This is a genomic window from Amycolatopsis sp. NPDC051371 (assembly GCF_040682155.1).
Taxonomy (GTDB): domain Bacteria; phylum Actinomycetota; class Actinomycetes; order Mycobacteriales; family Pseudonocardiaceae; genus Amycolatopsis.
Map to the genome: position 1 here is coordinate 21975 of NZ_JBFBAG010000009.1, position 17665 is coordinate 39639.

Genomic DNA, 17665 nt, shown 5'->3' on the forward strand with positions numbered 1-17665 from the left:
CGTTTCGCGGTGCGGACGGGAAACTCAGGCCTGGCCGGTTTCGAAGCGCGCCACCTTGCCGTCGCGGACGGTGAACCGCCACCGCGTCCGCATGGCGCCCCACGTCGAGTTCGAGTAGTTCGCGACGAACTTCCTCCCTTCGTCCTCCGCGGTCTCCACCTCGAGGTGACCTCGGCTGGAGAAGATCTCCTTCTCGGTCCATTCCGTCAGATCGCGGTCCGTGCCGTCGTCGGACATCGTCGCGTCCGGGGTGAGCGCGGCCTGGAACGCTGTGCGGTCGCCCGCGTTCAGTGCGTCGATGAACGCGCGCACCGCCGGGTCGCCGATCGAATCCGTCATGCGGTCATCGTGCACCGTTCGGGGGAACCTCGCGAAAACCGCGTATTCGGTGACGGCGGTCACGTCTCCTTCAGGACAGCACCACGGAGGGGGAACGACCATGCCGACCATCTTGAACAGAAGGGCAATGGCGATGCTGCGGGCCGTCGGCGCGGGGCGGGCCGAGCTGACCTGCAGCTGCGAGCCGGACCTGCGGGTCGACGGGTTGCCGTGCTGCGACCAGTCGACGGCGCACGAGCTGGCGCGGGCCGGGCTGATCCGGCCGGCGCGGGGACCGGTCGTGGCCGTCGGGCAGTGGACGCGGGCGGAGCTGACCGACGACGGCAGGACGGCGCTCGGCGGGACGCTCGCCGCGGCCTGAGGCAACCGCCGGGCCACCTCGCGCGTGTATCCGCGGAGCGTGAGGGGAAGCCATGAAGATCGCCACGGGACTGCTCGGCGCCTGCCTGCTGCTGACCGCGTGTTCGGAGCCGCGCCAGGCCGCGCCGCCGACCGTGACGGTGACGGCCCCGCCCACGCTCGCCCCGGCCCCGGCCCCGGCCGTCGACCCGGCGACGCTCGGCTGGCTGGACGGCTTCTGCTCCGCCATCCACGACTACCGGAAGCGCACCGGCGAAGAAGCGACACCGGGGACGTCCGAGCCGCGCTCGGTCGCGGATGCGCAGAAGGCGCTGAGCGAGCAACTGGGCGGCATCGCGGAACGCACGGGCGAGGTCGTCGACCGGCTGACGGCACTCCCGCCGGCCCCGGTGCCGCTGGCCGAGAAGGTCCGGAAGGCGTTCGCCGGGAAGTTCACGACGGCCCGCGACCGCGCCCGCGACGCGAAGACGGCGCTGGACCACGCGAAGCCGGGCGACGTGGCCTCGCAGGACCCGGCGGCGAAGGCGCTGACGCAGGCCCAGCAGGACGTCGACGGCATGTACGACCCGATCGCACCGCTGGTGGAATCCCGGGAGCTGGTGGCCGCGGCGGCGGTCGCACCGGGGTGCAAGGCCTGATCGCGTCGCCTCAGCGCCGGGTGAGGGGCGCCTGCAGCGGCAGTGACCGCGACGAGTCGCCCACCTGCACCGTGAACCCGCCCTTCACCGGCCGCCACGCGTGGCCGGCCGTGTCCCACAGCGAAAAGTCGCGCGCGTCCAGCTTGATCGTCACCCGGCGGGCCTGGCCCGGCGCCAGCTCCACCCGCGAGAACCCCTTCAGCTGCCGCGGCGGCTCGCCCGCGGCCGCCGGGAAGCCCAGGTACAGCTGCGCCACCTCGGCGCCCGCCCGCTTGCCCGTGTTCCGGACCGTGAACGTCGCCGTCCCGCCGTCGCCGGTGTTCCGCACCGACAGCCCGGAGAACGCGAACGTCGTGTACGACAGGCCGTGCCCGAACGGGAACAGCGGCGTCTTGCCCTGCGCGTCGAACCACCGGTAGCCGACCTGCAGCCCTTCCGAGTACTCGGCGACGCCACCCACGCCCGGGAACTGCGCCACCGTGTTCGCCGGGGTGTCGGCGTCCGCCGCGGGGAACGTGATCGGCAGCTTCGCCGACGGGTTGACGTCCCCGAACAGCACGCCCGCCACCGCGGCGCCGTCCTGCTGGCCCGGGTACCAGGCCTGCAGGATCGCCGGCACCGACGACGCCCACGGCATGAGCACCGGGCCGCCGCTCTTCACCACGACGACGGTGTGCGGGTTCGCCGCGGCGACCGCCGTCACCAGGGCGTCCTGGTTGCCGTCGAGGGCGAGACTCGGCCGGTCCTTGCCCTCGGCCTCGTTGTCGCCGACCATCACGACGCTCACGTCGGCGGTCCGCGCCAGCTCGGCGGCGCGCGCCGGGTCGCTGCCGTCGTCGAGGGTCACCGCGGCTCCCGGAACCCGCTGCCGCAGCCCGGGCAACGGGTCCACTGTGGACGTCGGGATGACGGCGGAGCTGCCCCCGCCGCCGGTCTTGGCCTTGGTCGCGAACGGCCCGATCAGCGCGATCGACTTCACCGCCCGGTCGTCGAGCGGGAGCTGGGCGTGCTCGTTGCGCAGTAGCACCATGCCGCGTTCGGCGAACTCCTTCGCGGCGGCGTCGTGCTGCGCGGTCGGCAGCGGGGTGAGCACCGGCTGGTGGTCGAACTGCCCGAACGCGAACATCGTGCGGAACCGCGGCAGCAGCAGCTCGCCGACGCGCTGTTCGCTCACCTGCCCGGCGAGGACCGCCTGCTTCATCTTCTCGCCGTACCAGGTGCCGTCGATCATCTCGAGGTTCATGCCCGCGTTCGCCGACCCGACGGTGCTGTGCGCGGCGCCCCAGTCGGACTGGACGAACCCCTTGAACCCCCAGTCGTCGCGCAGCTTGTCCTGCAGCAGCGCCGGGTTCTCGCACGTGAACACGCCGTTGATCTTCGGGTAGGCGCACATCACCGAGCCGGCGTGGCCTTCGGTGACCGCCTGCTCGAAGTGCGGCAGGTAGAGCTCGTTGAGGGTGCGCTCGTCGATGTGCTCGTCGATGCTCTGGCGCTGGGTTTCCTGGTTGTTCGCCGCGTAGTGCTTGACCTCGGCGATGGTGCCGTTCTCCTGGATGCCGCGGATGTCGGCGGCGCCCATGTCGCCGACCAGCACCGGGTCCTCGCCCATCCCCTCGAACGTCCGGCCGTTGCGCGGGACGCGGGCGATGTTGATGTCGGGACCTTCGGACACGTTGTGCGCGAGCGCGCGGGTTTCGTCGCCGATCAGGCGGCCGTAGCGGCGCGCGAGGCCCGTGTCGAAGGTCGACGCAAGCGCCATCGTGGCCGGCAGCGCGGTCGCCGGCTTCTGCGGTTTGTCGTCGGCCGGGCCCATGCCGGCCGGGCCGTTGGCGATCCGGAAGCCGGGCACGCCGAGGCGCGGGATCGGCGGCACGAACCGCTGGTGCTCGGCGTCGGGCTGCAGGTGCAGCTGGGAGATCTTCTCGTCGAGGGTCATCGCGGCGACGAGCTCCGCGGCGCGGCGGTCGGGCGACTGGCGGGCGTCGCGCCAGGGCTGTGCGTCCGCGGTGGCGGTCGCGGGGGCCGTGAGCGACAGTCCCAAAACCGCGGCAAGAACGAGCCGGCCGTTGCGCATCGAGTCTCCCTCGTCACCGAACGGGATCAACGGCGGACAAGCTAACGCATACGTGACCAGTAAACATAGACTCGATAGTCGTTCACGTACTTGAACATTTCCGGGGCTCAACCGTTTTCGCGGCTCAAGCGTGGAAGGGATACGCAGGAGAGGGGGCGGATCATGCTCAAGAAAGCACTGATCGGAGTAATGGCCGCGGGGGCGGCGACACTGACGGTATCGGTCCCGGCGAACGCCGCCGAAGTCGTCTGGGGACTGACCCAGGAGGTCGAGCCGGGCGGCCCGATCCGCGCGGAAACGCCCGCGGCGAGCGGCGGCTGCAATCCGAGTTCGCCGGTGACGTCGAAGGGCTTCGCGGCGCCGCTGGAGTGGACCGAGGGCGGCAATTTCGGCAAACACCGCGGCCGGACCACGGCGATCGAGACGCCGGGCAAGTACACCGCGACGTTCACGTGCTCGGACGGCCGGACGGGGACTAAAACCTTCACGATCCTGGGCACCCCGCCGCCGTCCTCGACGGCCAAGCCGCCGGCCACCAGGCCTTCGACGCCGAAGCCCACCAAGCCGGCGAAACCGCAGGTCGCGGTCAAGCCGGCGGGCGCACCGCAGACGGGGGACGGCTCGCTGAGCTGACCCTCCACAAAGGACACCTCGGGTCGGCCGGTCCCCAGGCCGCCGTCCCGGGGCCGCCCACCCCCAGAGGGCGGATTCCGGCCCGGCGACGCTCGCGCCGCCGGGCCGGTCTATGCGGCGGGCCGGAGCCGAGTTGTCCACACCGTTTGCCAGTTGTGGACGAACGACCCCTCCGAGAGCAACGATCGCCCGGGTCGTCCGTGGGGGCCGATAGACTGGAGCAGGGCACGCCCCCCAGGGAAGGGCGGGGGCCCGGCAAAGTCTTTTGGCCTGGATACAGGGCGAGCACGACCCTCGTTGATCATGTGATTGTCTAGGTCCCATGATCGTGTGAGAGAGCCGTGCCCGCTGCGCAATCGCGCCTGATCCCTGTCGTACGTGATCGCCTGACCCCGGTCATCGACTCCGACACCGATCCATGCTGGGCCGCTGACCTGCGCATACAGCTCGCCGGCAGACCCGACCCCGAGATCGCCGGGGCGTACGACATTCGATCGGGTCGATCCTGGCGCTCGCCGCCGCAGCCGTAGTAGCAGGAGCCCAGTCCTTCACCGCGATCGGCGAATGGGCCGCCGACGCACCACAGTCCGTGCTGGCCGCACTAGGCACCCGTTTCGATCCCCGCCAAGCCCGATATGCAGCACCCGATGAGGCGACCGTGCGACGGATGGCCGGCCGGGTCGACGGCGACATCCTCGACGACGTGATCAGCAGCTGGCTCGCCGAGCACGACACCAGCACCACCGACCGGCCGAGACCGCGCCGGCAGCGATCGCCGTGAACGGCCAAATCCCTGCGCGGCACCTTCGCTCGCACCGGAGGCGCCGGAGTGCACCTGCTCGCCGCGATCACCCACGAAACGGCAACCGTGCTCGCTCAACGCCAAGTCCCGGCCGGAAGCAGCGAAATCAGCTGGTTCCAACCACTGCTGGACACGATCGACCTGACCGGACGGGTGGTCACCGCCGACGCCCTGCACACCACCGCCGAACATGCCCGCTACCTGCACCAACGCGGCGCGGACTACGTGTTCACCGTCAAAGAGAACCAACACCGCCTCCACGGCCTGCTCGACACCCTGCCCTGGCACGAGATCCCCACCCACCACACCAGCGGCAGCGGGCACGGCCGCAGCGAACGCCGCACCATCCAGCTCGCACCCCTGGGCGAGTTCCTCGGCTACCCGACCATCGACTTCCCCCACGCCACGCACGCGTTCCTCATCGAGCGGTACATCACCCACCACAGCAGCCAGAAACGCTCCGCCCACGCCGCGCTCGGGCTGACCAGCCTCACCGGCCGCTACGCCCACCCCGCCCACATCGGAGGCTACGTTCGCGGCCACTGGCACATCGAAACAAGCTCCACTGGGTCCGCGACGTTACCTATCAAGAAGACCAATCCCGGGCCCGTACCGGCACCGCACCCTGCGTCATGGCCAGCCTGCGCAACCTCGCCACCAGCGCACACCGACAAGCCGGGCACACCAACATCGCCCAAGCGCTCCGCCACGCCGCCCGCAACGCCACCCGAGCCCTCACCCTGCTCGGAATACCCACCTGAACAGCACAAAAGACTGTGCCGGAACCCTGCCAGGGAAGGGCGGGGGCCCGGCAAAGTCGGGTGGCCAGGCCGGATCGGGATTGCTCGGGCGTCGACGTGTCTTGAATGAGTCATTCAGGACCTCCGAAGACCTGAATGACTCATTCAAGACGTTGGGTGGGGCCGGCGGCGAGCGTGCGACCGGGACCTTGCCGGAACCCTGCCAGGGAAGGGCGGGGGCCCGTCCGGGCTTCGGCGGGCCGCGGCGGCCATCACCGGCCCAGCACCGGCGAGCCGCAGCGGGTCTCAGCGAGCCGCGGCCAGCCTCAACGCCCGGTAAACGAACTGCTGGTCCCCCAGCCGATGCCGCAGATCACGCTCCAGCCCCGCGATCGGATACAGGTTCTGCGGCGCCCGCGAGTCCTTGTAAGCCACCGAAGCGAACCGCCCCAGCACTGACTGCGTGAGGTTCGCCAGCTCGGCCACCTCCGCACGTCCGAGGTGCGGTGCCGCCTCCACGCGGACCACCCCCGACCACGGCGGGCCCCCGACCGACGGCAAGCGCAGGTACCAGGAATGCCGGACCCACGTCGTGCCCATCAGGAACACCGGCGTGCGCTGGTGCGGGCCCAGCCGGCCGACCATCGCGTTGAGGTCGCCCGGCAGGTAGGTCGTCTGGTGGCTCTTGATGAACCCCACCGCGCGGGGCAGGTGCGTGCGGCCGCTCAACGGCCCGTCCACCACGAGCAGGTCGCTGCCCACGTGACCCGCGATCGCCCGGCGCGCCTCGGCGGACGTGTCCAGCTCGGCCTCGGCCAGCTGCTCCTGCAACGCCGACGACAGCACCACCGCCAGCGGCTTGTCCTCCTTGGCCGTCGCGCGGAACGCCCGGTAGACCCCCGCGGAAGTCGGGATGTCGCCCGCTTCCGAGGCCACCGTGAACACCCCGCGCCGGACGTCGGTCGCGACGACGTGCGCCCGCCCGTCGCAGCAGCACACCACCCCCGCCGCGTACGACGCGCAGAGCCCGATGGACGCCGAGTTCATCCCGGCCTGGTCGTCGATCCAGACGCGGGCGTCGATCCGGCGGACGCCGTCGACGAACAAGATGGCCTCGGGCGGCGACACCGGCGTCGGGTCGATCGGCGCCCATTCTTCCGTCGGCACCTCGACCTCGAGCTCGACCTCGGCCCCGGACCGCGCCAGTTCCTCGGCCTCCATCGAACTGCCGTAGCCCGGGTCCCACGAGTCGATGCTGAAGTTCATCCCGGCCACGGCCGTCATGCGCCCTCCCTGCTGATGTGCGAGCCGGTGCCGTCGCGGGTGACCAGGAACCGCACCGGCACGCGCTCGGCGAGCGCCGGCACGTGCGTGATCACCCCGACCATCCGGGAGCCGGTGGCCGACAGGTTCTCCAAAGTGGACGCCACGACGTCGAGGGTGGCCTCGTCCAGGGTGCCGAAACCCTCGTCGAGGAAGATCGACTCGAGCTTGGTCGCGCCCTCTGCCGCCATCGCGCCCAGCTGCGAAGACAGGGCGAGGGCCAGCGAGAGCGACGCCTGGAACGTCTCCCCGCCGGACAGCGTCTTGACCGGGCGGCGGGCGTCGGCCTCGTTGTGGTCCACCACCAGGAAGTCGCCCTTGTCGTGGGTCAGCTCGAACTGGCCGCCGGACAGCTCCAGCAGCGACGCGGACGCCTCGGCGACGAGCGTGTCGAGCGCCCCGGCGATCAGCCAGCGCGGGAACTTGTCCGAGCGCAGGAGATCCGCGAGCAGCCGCGCGACCTGCGCTTCGGAGTCCGCAGCCGCGATGTCGCCCTGTAGGCCCGCGACGCGCGCCACGCGCCGCTTCATCTCCGTGTGGTCGCCCTCGGCCCGCGCCCGGGCCGCGGCGACGGCCACCGGGACGCGGTCGCGCACCGGTCCCTCCGGCAGGGAAATCCCGAGCGCGGTGACGTCGTCGACGACCGCGCGTTCGGCCACGCGCAACGCTTCGGCGGTTTCGCCCTCGGCGGTCGTGGCGGCGGCCAGCCGGTCGCGGTGCCGGTTCGCCTGCCCGGCCGCCCAGTCCGTGAGCGCGGTCCAGGCGCCGAGGAGGCTCTCGCCGTCGATCGGCGGGGCTCCGAGGCTCACCAGCGGGTCGCGCGCCCGGGACAGCCGCTGCCGTTCGGCGTCGACCTGTTCGGCGATGCGCGCCTGGGCTTCCGCGGCTCGTTTCGCGGCCGCGCGGGCGGTCCGCAGGTCCGCGTCGGCCGTCTTCGCGGCTTTCTCGAGTTCCGCCACTTTCACCAATTGCGAAACGACGACTTCGGCCGACGGCGCGCCGGTGAGCGTCTCGATCAGTTCGCCGTGCCGGCGCCGCGTGCTCGCCCACTCGGTGCTCGCCGACTGTTCGGCGAGCGCCGCCTCCGAAGCCCGCTTCCGCCGCTGTTCGGCGTCCCGCTCGGCGGAGGCGAGGTCGTCCGCCGCGACGACGGCTTCCTTGCCCACGGCTTCGGCGGCCGCTTCGAGCGCGGCCAGCGCCGTCCGCCGGTCTTCGAGCGTGGCCGCCGCCCAGGCGGTCAGCCGCTGCCAGCCCGCCGGGACGTCGTCGCCGTCGATCGCCGGCGCGCCCAGCTCCACCAGCGGATCCCGGGCCGCTCGCAACGCCTCCCGTGCCGCCGCGAACGACTTTTCGACGACGTCGGCGTCGTTCTGCGCCGCCGCGCGTTCGGCGCGAGCCGCGGCCAGTTCCGTGTCCGCGGCGCGCGCCGCCTCGGCAACGCGCGAACGGCCCTCGATCGTCGCCGACAGCCATTCGCCCCGCGCGCGGACAGCGGCGACGAGATCGGCGTAGTCCTGCTCGGAAAAAGAGGCCTCGACCCGGCGCCGCAGTACCGGCGACTCCGGCGGACCGTCGACGTCGGCGAGCACCACGCGCAGTTCTTCCGCCTGCGCGGCCGCGGCGACGGCCGAGTCGGCGTCGCGGTCGACGGCCCGCTCCAGCTGGCGCAGCGCGGACTCGGCGGCGGCGCGGCCGGCTTCGGCGCGCTCGACGCGTTCCCGCGCCTCGGCCAGGTGGGCGTGCCCGCCCGCGTCCGGCAGCGTCGTGACTACCTGCTCGCACACCGGGCACGCGTGCCCGACGGCGAGCCCAGCTCGCAGCACCAGGGCCTGCCCGGTGCGTTCGGCCTCGCTCAGCGCGGTCTTCGCGGCGACGAGTTCTGCGTCGGCGCTCGCGAAGGAAGTACGCGCGGTTTCGAGATCCTTCCGGCGAGCGGCCTGCTCGGGCGCGGCCTTCCGCTGCGCCTCACACACCGCGTAGAGCGTGCGGGCGTCGGACCGGGCCGAAGCCAGTGGAGCGACGTCCGGCTGCGCGCCCAGCGCCTTACGCGCTTCGGCATCCGCTGCCTCGGCCGCACGCAGGCGCGTGTCGGCGTCGGCGGTGCGTTTCGCCACGCGCGCCGAATCCGCCGACAGGTCCCCGAGATCCGCGGGCGGCCGCAGCCCGGCCAGCCGGTCACGGGCCTGCCGGGCCCGCGCGGCTTCGGCGGCGGCGTCCTCGGCGGCGCGCGCCGTGGTGTCCCTGTTCTTCCGGGCCGCGTCGACGACGGACACCGCTTCGGCCACCGCCGCGGTCGCCGCCTCTTTCTCCTGCGACGCCGTCTTCGCGGCCTCCTCCAGACGCGGGAGGGCCTTCTCGGCCTCGGCAAGCTCAGCGCGCGCGACCTGGATCCGTTCCAGCTCACCGCGGGCGGGAGCGGCGGCGAGCGCGGCACGGGCCGCTTCGTCCGCCGTTTCGGCCGTCTCCAGCCCGGTGCTGGCCGTCGTGGCCGCGTCCGCCGCGGTGCGGCGCCGGGTTTCGAGGTCTTCGACGCCGTCCGGGCGTTCCAGCGCGTCGAGAACACCCAGCTCCCGCGTCAGCGACGCGACCAGCTGCCGCGCTTCGTCGTGCGAGCGGGTGGCGTCGGACAAACCCGGCAGGGCCGCACTGACCCGCGCGTCGAGGTCCGCGAGTGCCGCCATCCGCGCGGAAAGCTCTTCGACGGCTTCTTCGGTCGCGTCGGCGTAGCTGCCGAGCTGTTCGGCGAGGACGGCGGCGCGCTGCTTCTGCTGCTCCGCCGTGACACCGGCGCGGCGGCCGATCCGTTCGTAGACCTCCAGGCCCAGCAGCTTGATCAGGATCTTCTGCCGGTCGGCGGCCTTGGCGTGCAGGAACTCCGCGAAGTCGCCCTGGGGCAGCGCCACGCAGGTGCAGAAGTGCTTGAACGTCAACCCGAGCAGGCGTTCGACGGCCGGGGTGACCTCGGAGTCCGCGGCGACCGGGTCGGCGTCGTCCTCGGGACCGCCGAGCGTCGTCGGGTCGGCGAGCCGTTCCAGGCGGACGTTCTTCACGCTGACCGTGGGTTTCTTCCCGCCGCTGCGCCGGACTTCCCGCACGACGTGGTAGCGCGCGCCGCCGGCGTCGAACACCAGCCGCACGGTGGCCCGGTTCGCCGTCGGGGCGAGCGCGGGGGCGACGAGCCCTTCGTGGTCCCAGCGCGCGACAGAGCCGTAGAGGGCGAAGGTGAGCGCGTCGATCACGGTGCTCTTGCCGGCACCGGTCGGCCCGACGAGCGCGAAGTAGTCCGTGTCCTCGAAGCTGACTTCGGTCTTGTCGCGGAACGACGCGAAGCCGGTCATCTCCAGCAGTACAGGCCGCATGTCACACCCCGCTCGTCTCTTCGTCGTGCAGCCGCGAGAAGAGCGACTGGACGCGCTTGTCCTCGACAGTCCGCTCCTCGCAGTACGACGCGAACAGCTCCCCCGGCGAACGGTCCGCGATCGCGCGGTCGCCGCCCGCCGTCGTCACCGGGGCGGCGAACTCCGGGTCGATGCGGATTTCCAGGGCGTTCGGCAGGGCTTCCTGGATCTCCTCGCGCAGCCCGGCCCTGGTCGCCTCGCGGACGTAGACGCGGAGGTAGTCCTCGCCGAACTCCTGCGCGCGGCCGACGAGCTCCGCCACCGTGCCGTGGACGGTCCGCAGCCGTCGTCCCGCCGTCATCGGGATTTCGGTGATCTTCGCGGGCGTCGTCGGCGTCACCTCGACGGCCAGGACCACGCTCTTGTTGTCCTGCTCGCCGAAGTCCACGGCGAACGGCGAGCCGCTGTAGTGCACCGGGCAGGCGGCGGGCAGCGACTGGCGCCGGTGCAGGTGGCCGAGGGCGACGTAGTGCGGATCGGCGCCGAACGCCGTCGCGGGCACGTGGTACTCGAAGATGGACTGCGCCGCGCGCTCGCCGCCGCCCATGGTCCCGCCGGTCACCGTCAGGTGCGCCATGACGAGGTTCACCGCGCCGGCGGAGAACCCGGACTTGAGGTGTTCCAGGATGTCGCGCACGCGCTGGTCGTACTCGCCGATGTTGTCCGCCGGGGTCCCGGCGAGCAGCTCGGCGGCGCGGACCGCGTAGCGCTGGGAAAGGAAGGGCAGCACGGCGACGTTGACGCGCTCGCCGGTCGACCGGGCGTCGAACGACACGACCCCGCCGTCCGCGACCGGCCGCGGGTTCCCGGTGAGGTGGATGCCCGCTTTCCGCAGGAGCGGCCGGTACGCCTCGAACGTCGCCGCGTGGTCGTGGTTCCCGGCGATCGCGATCACCTCGGCGCCGGTGTCGCGCAACGCCATCAGCGCCTGGACCACGAGTTCCTGCGCGGCCGCCGACGGCGCCGACGTCTCGTAGAGGTCGCCCGCGACGAGGATCGCGTCGAAGGCCTCGTCCCGCGCGACCCGGACGATCTCGCCGAGCACGGCCCGCTGCTCGTCCAGGCGGTTGCGGCCCTTGAGCGTCTTGCCGACGTGCCAGTCGGAGGTGTGCAGGAACTTCACGCGGCGTCCTTCCGTTCTTCCGTTCGGACAGGGTCGGTCAGAACGGCGGCGGGTCGTCGCCGAACGGGTCGCCGCTGCCCCCCGGCAGACCGGCGAAAGGATCGGACTTCCTCGACGCCACCGTGGTCGTCGGCACCTTCCCGGCCTCGGAAAGCCGCGTGGCCCAGGCCGGGAACGGGAAGCCGACGGCGATCGGCACCGGGATCTCCGGCTGGCTCACGAACATCGTGCCCGGCGTGGCGAGCGTCGCGCGGACCCGCTGGCTGGCCGGGAGGAAGCCGTACTCGGGGCGCGAGGCCTCCGCGGCGTCGAGGCGCCCGACGATCCGCACCGAGCTGTTGCTGACGATGCGGCGCTCGACTTCGCTGGCCGTCTGCTGCGCGCCGATGAGGATGACGCCGAGGGAACGGCCGCGCTCGGCGATGTCCAGCAGCACCTCCTTGATGGGGCTGCTGCCTTCGCGCGGGGCGTACTTGTTCAGCTCGTCCAGCATCGTGAACAGGAGTCCGCCGGGGCCGGCCGCTTCCTTGCGCGCGGTCTCCGCGGCGAGCGTGACACCGACGACGAACCGCTGCGCGCGCTCGACGAGGTTGTGGATGTCCACGACGGTCACCTGCTGGTTTTCCGTCGACAGCTGACGTGCGGGGTGGTCGGTGAGGTCGCCGCGGATGAGGCCGTTGAGCGCGCGCTGGCTCGAGCGCAGGCGGCGGATGAACGCGTTGACCGTGCCGGCACCGGTGACCGCGCCCGCCCAGCTCGCGCGGGTTTCCTCGTCGGTGACGCGCTCGCAGATGACGTCGACGAGTTCGGCGTAGGTGCGGCAGAGAACGCCGTCGACGTTGGCGGCACCGTCTTTGCCCGCGGGGGCGCTGTCCAGGCGCAACCGGTTCGCGACCTGGTGGATGACCATCGTGTACTGGTTGCGCTCGTCCTCGGCGTCGGCGAAGACGTAGGGCAGCAGGTCCTTGGCGCAGAACTCCGCGATGGTCCACCAGAACGCCCCGACGCCGGACGTGCGCCCGGTGACGTAAGGCTTCCCCGCGGTGTCCGACGGCGTCGGCGGGGCGAAGAAGCCGGTCGACGCGAAGGGCTCCGCGGGCAGGCCGAGCTTGGCGTACTCGGCCTTGAGCTTCTCGTCGAGGTGGATGTTCGGGGTGTCGAGGAACAGCAGGTCCTCGCCCTTGACCGAGAACACCAGGGCCTTGGCGTTGTGGGCGTTGGGCAGGGCGCCGCCGCGGAAGATCGAGTGCAGCAGGAACAACGCGAACGACGTCTTGGTGGCGACGCCGGAGACGCCGCTGATGCTGACGTGCGCGCCGCGGGTGCCGTCGAGGAAGTCCATGTTGAGGTAGACGGGTTCGCCGTCCCGCCCCAGGCCGACCGCCACCTGGCGGGTCATGTTGTCGAAGTACAGCGCCTGCGCGCGATCCTCCCCCACGGCCCGCTGGACGACGGCCCCCGGCCGCGGCGGCACGTAGCACTCGGGCTCGACGCGGGTGGTCGCGATCTCGGCGATCTCCTGCACCTGCGCGGGCAGGACGCCGTCGGAGATCAGGAAGACGTCGCTGCCGAAGCTGGCGCCCTCGTGCCGCGCGCTCACCTGCGTCACGACCCCGAAGGACGTGACTTCGCCCAGGCCGGGGAGTTCCCGCCGGGTGACGACGACGTCGTCGAGCTGCAGGTAGGCCTCGGGATCGATGGCCACGTGGAACTGCAGCGGCGTCGAATCCTCGGTCCCGGCCACCCGGCCGACCACGGTCGTGAGCGTGTCCTGGTCCACGGTTCTCCCTGTCCGCCCGGCGCTTCCTCCGGCCGCAGACTAGCTCGCCGGACCGACAGTCCCGCGCCCAACACGGCGTAGTGGTGGTGGCGTACCGGAGTCGTCACCAGCGGTCGCGGGCTGGGCCGAACGAGTGAGTTCACCCTACGGGGAAGATCCTTTTCGCCTCAGCGTCTTCCCGCGGTCTTCCCGCGCGAGCGCCACCGGTTGCGCCGCAACGGACCTCGCCGCGCCCCGGAGAGGTCGCTCCGGGGCGCCGGGGCGTTACTGCGTTGGCCCCACGGCGAAGCGGCGCCGCCGGCCCCGCCGGACGCCCCGGCATCCCCGGCGGCGGGTCCGCCGGCGGGCCCGGGAACCCCCGCCGCTGTGCGGGATCGGGCCCGGAGTGGCACCGGCCACACGCCGGGAGGCGCTCGCCCGGCGTGTCGCGAAAAAAGTCTTCCGAGGGGGCCCGGGTCCTATATGGACGACCACTGTGGACGGCCCTGCCATAGGGTTTTGCCTGCTCAGGGCCATGGTCGACGTTCGGCTTCCATTCCTGGACGCCTCTCACGAAGGTCCTTCGAGAGGCGGAACCAGCGCCCTCGCAAGGAAATATTTCGACTTCCGGTTGGATTTTGTGCGGTATTGGTAATACCGTGTGCAGTGTCGGCCGAGATGGGCCGTGACTAGTTCCACTATGGAGGACTGGAATGACGAACAAGGCCCAGCTGATCGAGGCGCTGTCGGAGCGTCTGGGCGACAAGAAGGTGGCTTCGCAGGCCGTTGACGGTCTGGTGGACATCATCATCCGGACGGTCAACAAGGGCGAAAAGGTCAACATCACCGGCTTCGGGGTGTTCGAGAAGCGCGCTCGCGCGGCCCGCACCGCCCGGAACCCGCGCACCGGTGAGGCCGTGAAGGTCAAGAAGACCAACGTGCCCGCCTTCCGCGCCGGCACGACGTTCAAGGACGTCATCTCCGGCTCGAAGAAGCTGGCCAAGGCCGCTCCGGTCAAGCGCGCGACCGCCGCCGCCACGACCCGCGCGACGGCCACGAAGGCCGCCGCGGCTCCGGCCAAGGCGACGACGACCCGCACCACCCGCGCAGCGGCGGCCAAGCCGGCCACCACGCGTCCGACGACCACGCGGACCCGCGCCACCGCGGCGAAGCCGGCCGCCAAGGCCACCACCACCCGCGCGGCCGCCACCAAGGCGGCTCCGAAGGCCGCTGCCAAGGCCACCACGGCGAAGGCGACGACCACGCGGGCGAAGGCTGCCGCCAAGCCGGCTGCCACCAAGACCGCCGCGGCGAAGAAGACCACCGCCGCCAAGGCCCCGGCCAAGCGCACGTCGGCTGCCAAGAAGAAGTAACTCCGCTTCATCCGGAAGGGCCCCGCACCAGCTTGGTGCGGGGCCCTTCGGCGTTCCCGGGCCGGCTTGAAAACAGCGTTCAACGGGTTTCGCGCCGGAGTGCCCCGCGGGGCCCGGAGAACGCGGAACCGGTGCCGGCCACACGCTCACCACACCACCGCGGCAGGGCTCCGGCAAAGCCGCGGGTCGCACGCTCGCCGCCGGCTTCATCAAACGCCCGAGCAACCCCGGCTCGGCCTGGCCGCCCGACTCTGCCGGAGACGCTGACACCGCCGCGGGATCAGCGGAAGAATTCACGATCGGCGCCCGCGGGAGAATCGGGCACGGCGCGGACCGGCCGGCGATACAGACCACCGGGCTGGGTGGGCTGAGCCGGAGCCCCAGGAACGCCGTCACGCACTCAAGCCCGCCCGGGTGCGCCTGCGGCGCGGCCGAGGCCCCACGGCCGTCTGTGTCGCCCTCAGACCTCCCCGGAATCGAGCCGCAGGTTTCCGGAATTGCCCACCGCCGAAACGATCAGCGCCCCGACGGTTGCCCTTCCGCCCCGGCGGGTAGCCGCAAGTGAGGAATTGCCCGAAGACCCGGCGAGGAGTTGTGATGGCGGCGAACGAGAAGCAGGAAGACCCCGACGCGGAGCTGGCCCGCTCCCGGCAGCACATCGAGGAGGCCAAGGAGGCCGCCGCGAAAGCTGACCTCGCGGATCCCGCCGAGGGAACACCCGGCGACGCGGTGGAGACGGATCCGCCCTACCACCACGGCGAGCAGGGTGCGCCGTCCGAAACGTAGTCCGGGAAAGGAGAATCGCCGCGCCGGACCTCCACAGTGGAACCGGCGCGGTGCGTCCTATCAGGACTGCGGAATCGCGGGAAGCCCCCGGGAAATTGCCGTACCGATCCCCGGGTGGATACACTCCACCCAAGAACGTCGGTCATTGTGCAACTTGTCACACGTCACGTTCCCCGGACGCACATCCAGCTTGAGGAGCATTCCCGTGGCCCAGAAAGTCCTCGTCGAGATCCTGGACGACATCGACGGCTCCACCGCCGCTCAGACCGTTCAGTTCGGCCTCGACGGAGTCACCTACGAAATCGACCTTTCGGACGCCAACGCCTCCGCCCTGCGCGACGAGCTCGCCCGCTACATCGCGGCCGGCCGGCGCATCGGTGGCCGCAAGGTCCGCGTCGCGACGGGCCAGTCGACCACGACGAGCACGACCGACCGCGAGCGCAACCAGCAGATCCGCGCCTGGGCGAACGCGAACGGCTACGAGGTCTCCGAGCGCGGGCGCCTGTCGTCCGAGGTGATCGCGGCCTTCGAGCAGGCCCAGGTGGCCGAGGCCGAAGCCCCGGCGACGGCGCCGCGCAAGCGCGCCCCGCGCAAGAAGGTCGCCGCCGCCCGGAAGTGACGGCGGTGGCGGGCAGATCACTGGGGAGAGATCGAGGCGCGCGGCCCGTCGGCGGCGAGGACGAACCGTCCTCGCCGCCGATGGAGGCCATTTCCGTCCGGTCAAGCGGGTTTCGGTCCCGCGAACCGTGAATCACCGGGGCGCTGCGCTCCGCCGGGCCGATCCGGTATCGAGCCCCATGACCTCGACGGGTTCCGTCACGCGAAGCCGACCAGCCACTTCTGCGCGTCGGCGGTGTTGCACTGCCACAGCTGCATGGCCGGCCCCGGGACCGCCTGGTTCCCCGGCACGTCGATGCAGAAGTTGCTGTCCCGGAACCCCACTCTCGACATCAGCGTGACGAGGTCGGGCAGCGATATGCGCGAAACCTCGACGTCGCCCCGCCGAGCGCGGTGCGCGAGGCATGCCGTACGCGTCGACCGCTTACCCGACTCTCGCCTTCCGATCGCTCAACCCCGGTGACCACGACGGGGTGCTCGCGAGAACGATGCCCCCGGCACCGACGACCGTGCGGCGCCGCCGAGTTCCCGTGGGAACGCCGAAGGGCCCCGCACCAGCATGGTGCGGGGCCCTTCCGGTCAAGCTGTGGAACTACTTCTTCTTGGCGGCCGACGTGCGCTTGGCCGGGGCCTTGGCAGCGGCCGGCTTCTTCGCCGCGGCGGCCTTGGTGGCGGCCGGCTTGGCGGCGACAGCCTTGGCGCGGGTGGTGGTCGCCTTCGCGGCGGTGGCCTTGGCCGCGGCGGGCTTCGCCGCGGTCTTCGGGGCCGCCTTGGTGGCAGCCGCCCGCGTGGTGGTGGCCTTGGCGGCCGGCTTCGCCGCGGTGGCACGGGTCCGCGTGGTGGTCGCCCGCGTGGTGGCCGGCTTGGCGGCAGCGGCCCGCGTGGTGCGAGTGGTGGCGGCCTTGGCCGGAGCGGCGGCGGCGGCCTTGGTGGCGGTCGCACGGGTCGCGGTGGCAGCGGTGGCGCGCTTGACCGGGGTCGCCTTCGGCAGCTTCTTCGAGCCGGAGATGACGTCCTTGAACGTGGTCCCGGCGCGGAACGCGGGCACGTTGGTCTTCTTGACCTTCACGGCCTCACCGGTGCGCGGGTTCCGGGCGGTGCGCGCGGCACGGGCCCGCTTCTCGAACACCCCGAAGCCGGTGATGTTGACCTTTTCGCCCTTGTTGACCGTACGGATGATGATGTCCACCAAGCCGTCAACGGCCTGCGCAGCCACCTTCTTGTCGTCGCCCAGACGCTCCGACAGCGCCTCGATCAGCTGGGCCTTGTTCGTCATTCCAGTCCTCCATAGTGGAACCAACAGTCAGGCCCATCTCGGCCGACGTCACACAGAGTATTACCAAGAGGCGCGAAAATCCAAACAGGGGTGGCCGAGAACTCCGTTGTGTCGCCGAAGAAGTCTCGTCCCCGCGGACCTGCCCGTGGAGCGCGGACTCCATCGGGTCGGACGCTGACCTGCGAATTCGTCGAAATGCCGCGCCTGATGTCCATATAGGACAAGGGCATCCGAGCCTCCCAGTCGCTCAATTGTTCGACCTGAAATCGTGAGAAACCCAAGCGAGTCAACGAGTAGCCCGCTCCCCACGCCCGGTCTTCCCGTGGCAGCCGGGTTCCGGTGCGGCACTCGATCTCGTGCGGTCCCGGCGTCGCGCAGTCCCGTCGCGTTGGCCGCAGACGGGGGACTTCCCTTCGATCACAA

At 71.5% G+C, this 17665-nt stretch carries 14 protein-coding genes and 1 pseudogene; 7 read left to right on the forward strand and 8 right to left on the reverse strand.

Annotation, left to right across the window (positions count from 1 at the left end; genetic code table 11):
• Positions 1-24 precede the first annotated feature (24 nt).
• Complete coding sequence (locus tag AB0M59_RS13610) at positions 25-339, reverse strand: nuclear transport factor 2 family protein (protein WP_364613636.1); 315 nt, start codon at positions 337-339, stop codon at positions 25-27.
• Between the two features lie 100 nt (positions 340-439).
• Between AB0M59_RS13610 and AB0M59_RS13615 the strand changes: the two genes are divergently transcribed.
• Both AB0M59_RS13615 and AB0M59_RS13620 read left to right on the forward strand, forming a co-directional pair.
• Positions 440-700 carry a hypothetical protein gene (locus tag AB0M59_RS13615; protein ID WP_364613640.1) on the forward strand — a complete coding sequence of 87 codons (261 nt, stop codon included), beginning with the start codon at positions 440-442 and terminating at the stop codon, positions 698-700.
• 52 nt (positions 701-752) lie between these two features.
• On the forward strand, positions 753-1337 hold the full coding sequence (locus AB0M59_RS13620; RefSeq protein WP_364613643.1) for a hypothetical protein: 585 nt from the start codon (positions 753-755) through the stop codon (positions 1335-1337).
• A gap of 10 nt (positions 1338-1347) precedes the next feature.
• On the opposite strand, the gene AB0M59_RS13625 is transcribed toward AB0M59_RS13620, so the two are convergent.
• Positions 1348-3411 (reverse strand): glycoside hydrolase family 3 C-terminal domain-containing protein, encoded by a 2064-nt coding sequence (locus AB0M59_RS13625; protein ID WP_364613646.1) that lies wholly within the window; start codon positions 3409-3411, stop codon positions 1348-1350.
• Positions 3412-3573: 162 nt separating this feature from the next.
• Here AB0M59_RS13625 and AB0M59_RS13630 point away from each other — a divergent pair, with 162 nt between their 5' ends.
• Positions 3574-4044 (forward strand): hypothetical protein, encoded by a 471-nt coding sequence (locus AB0M59_RS13630; protein WP_364613649.1) that lies wholly within the window; start codon positions 3574-3576, stop codon positions 4042-4044.
• Positions 4045-4537: 493 nt separating this feature from the next.
• A pseudogene (locus AB0M59_RS13635) lies at positions 4538-5607 on the forward strand (ISAs1 family transposase).
• Between the two features lie 285 nt (positions 5608-5892).
• Here the strand turns inward: AB0M59_RS13635 and AB0M59_RS13640 are convergent.
• The 4 genes from AB0M59_RS13640 to AB0M59_RS13655 are packed head-to-tail and all read right to left on the reverse strand — an operon-like array spanning position 5893 to position 13210.
• A complete protein-coding gene (locus AB0M59_RS13640) occupies positions 5893-6870 on the reverse strand; it encodes a hypothetical protein (RefSeq protein ID WP_364613652.1) in 978 nt (325 codons plus the stop codon).
• Positions 6867-10268: an SMC family ATPase gene (locus AB0M59_RS13645; RefSeq protein ID WP_364613655.1), complete on the reverse strand. Its 3402-nt coding sequence runs from the start codon at positions 10266-10268 to the stop codon at positions 6867-6869. Before AB0M59_RS13645 ends, AB0M59_RS13640 begins: the two co-directional genes overlap by 4 nt.
• 1 nt (position 10269) lies before the next feature.
• Positions 10270-11430, reverse strand: coding sequence for an exonuclease SbcCD subunit D (locus tag AB0M59_RS13650; RefSeq protein WP_364613658.1), 1161 nt, complete (start codon positions 11428-11430; stop codon positions 10270-10272).
• Between the two features lie 37 nt (positions 11431-11467).
• A complete protein-coding gene (locus AB0M59_RS13655) occupies positions 11468-13210 on the reverse strand; it encodes an ATP-binding protein (protein ID WP_364613661.1) in 1743 nt (580 codons plus the stop codon).
• Between the two features lie 692 nt (positions 13211-13902).
• Here AB0M59_RS13655 and AB0M59_RS13660 point away from each other — a divergent pair.
• The 3 genes from AB0M59_RS13660 (at position 13903) to AB0M59_RS13670 (ending at position 15967) form a co-directional block, all read left to right on the forward strand.
• Positions 13903-14562 (forward strand): HU family DNA-binding protein, encoded by a 660-nt coding sequence (locus tag AB0M59_RS13660; RefSeq protein WP_364613664.1) that lies wholly within the window; start codon positions 13903-13905, stop codon positions 14560-14562.
• A gap of 597 nt (positions 14563-15159) precedes the next feature.
• A complete protein-coding gene (locus AB0M59_RS13665) occupies positions 15160-15348 on the forward strand; it encodes a hypothetical protein (protein WP_364613667.1) in 189 nt (62 codons plus the stop codon).
• A 205-nt stretch (positions 15349-15553) separates the two neighbouring features.
• A complete protein-coding gene (locus AB0M59_RS13670; protein WP_364613670.1) occupies positions 15554-15967 on the forward strand; it encodes an Lsr2 family protein in 414 nt (137 codons plus the stop codon).
• A gap of 197 nt (positions 15968-16164) precedes the next feature.
• Here the strand turns inward: AB0M59_RS13670 and AB0M59_RS13675 are convergent, their stop codons facing one another.
• Together AB0M59_RS13675 and AB0M59_RS13680 are read right to left on the reverse strand one after the other, a co-directional pair.
• Positions 16165-16299, reverse strand: a complete 135-nt coding sequence (locus tag AB0M59_RS13675) for an RICIN domain-containing protein (protein ID WP_364613673.1) — start codon at positions 16297-16299, stop codon at positions 16165-16167.
• A 259-nt stretch (positions 16300-16558) separates the two neighbouring features.
• Positions 16559-17242, reverse strand: coding sequence for an HU family DNA-binding protein (locus tag AB0M59_RS13680; protein ID WP_364613676.1), 684 nt, complete (start codon positions 17240-17242; stop codon positions 16559-16561).
• Positions 17243-17665: the final 423 nt, after the last annotated feature.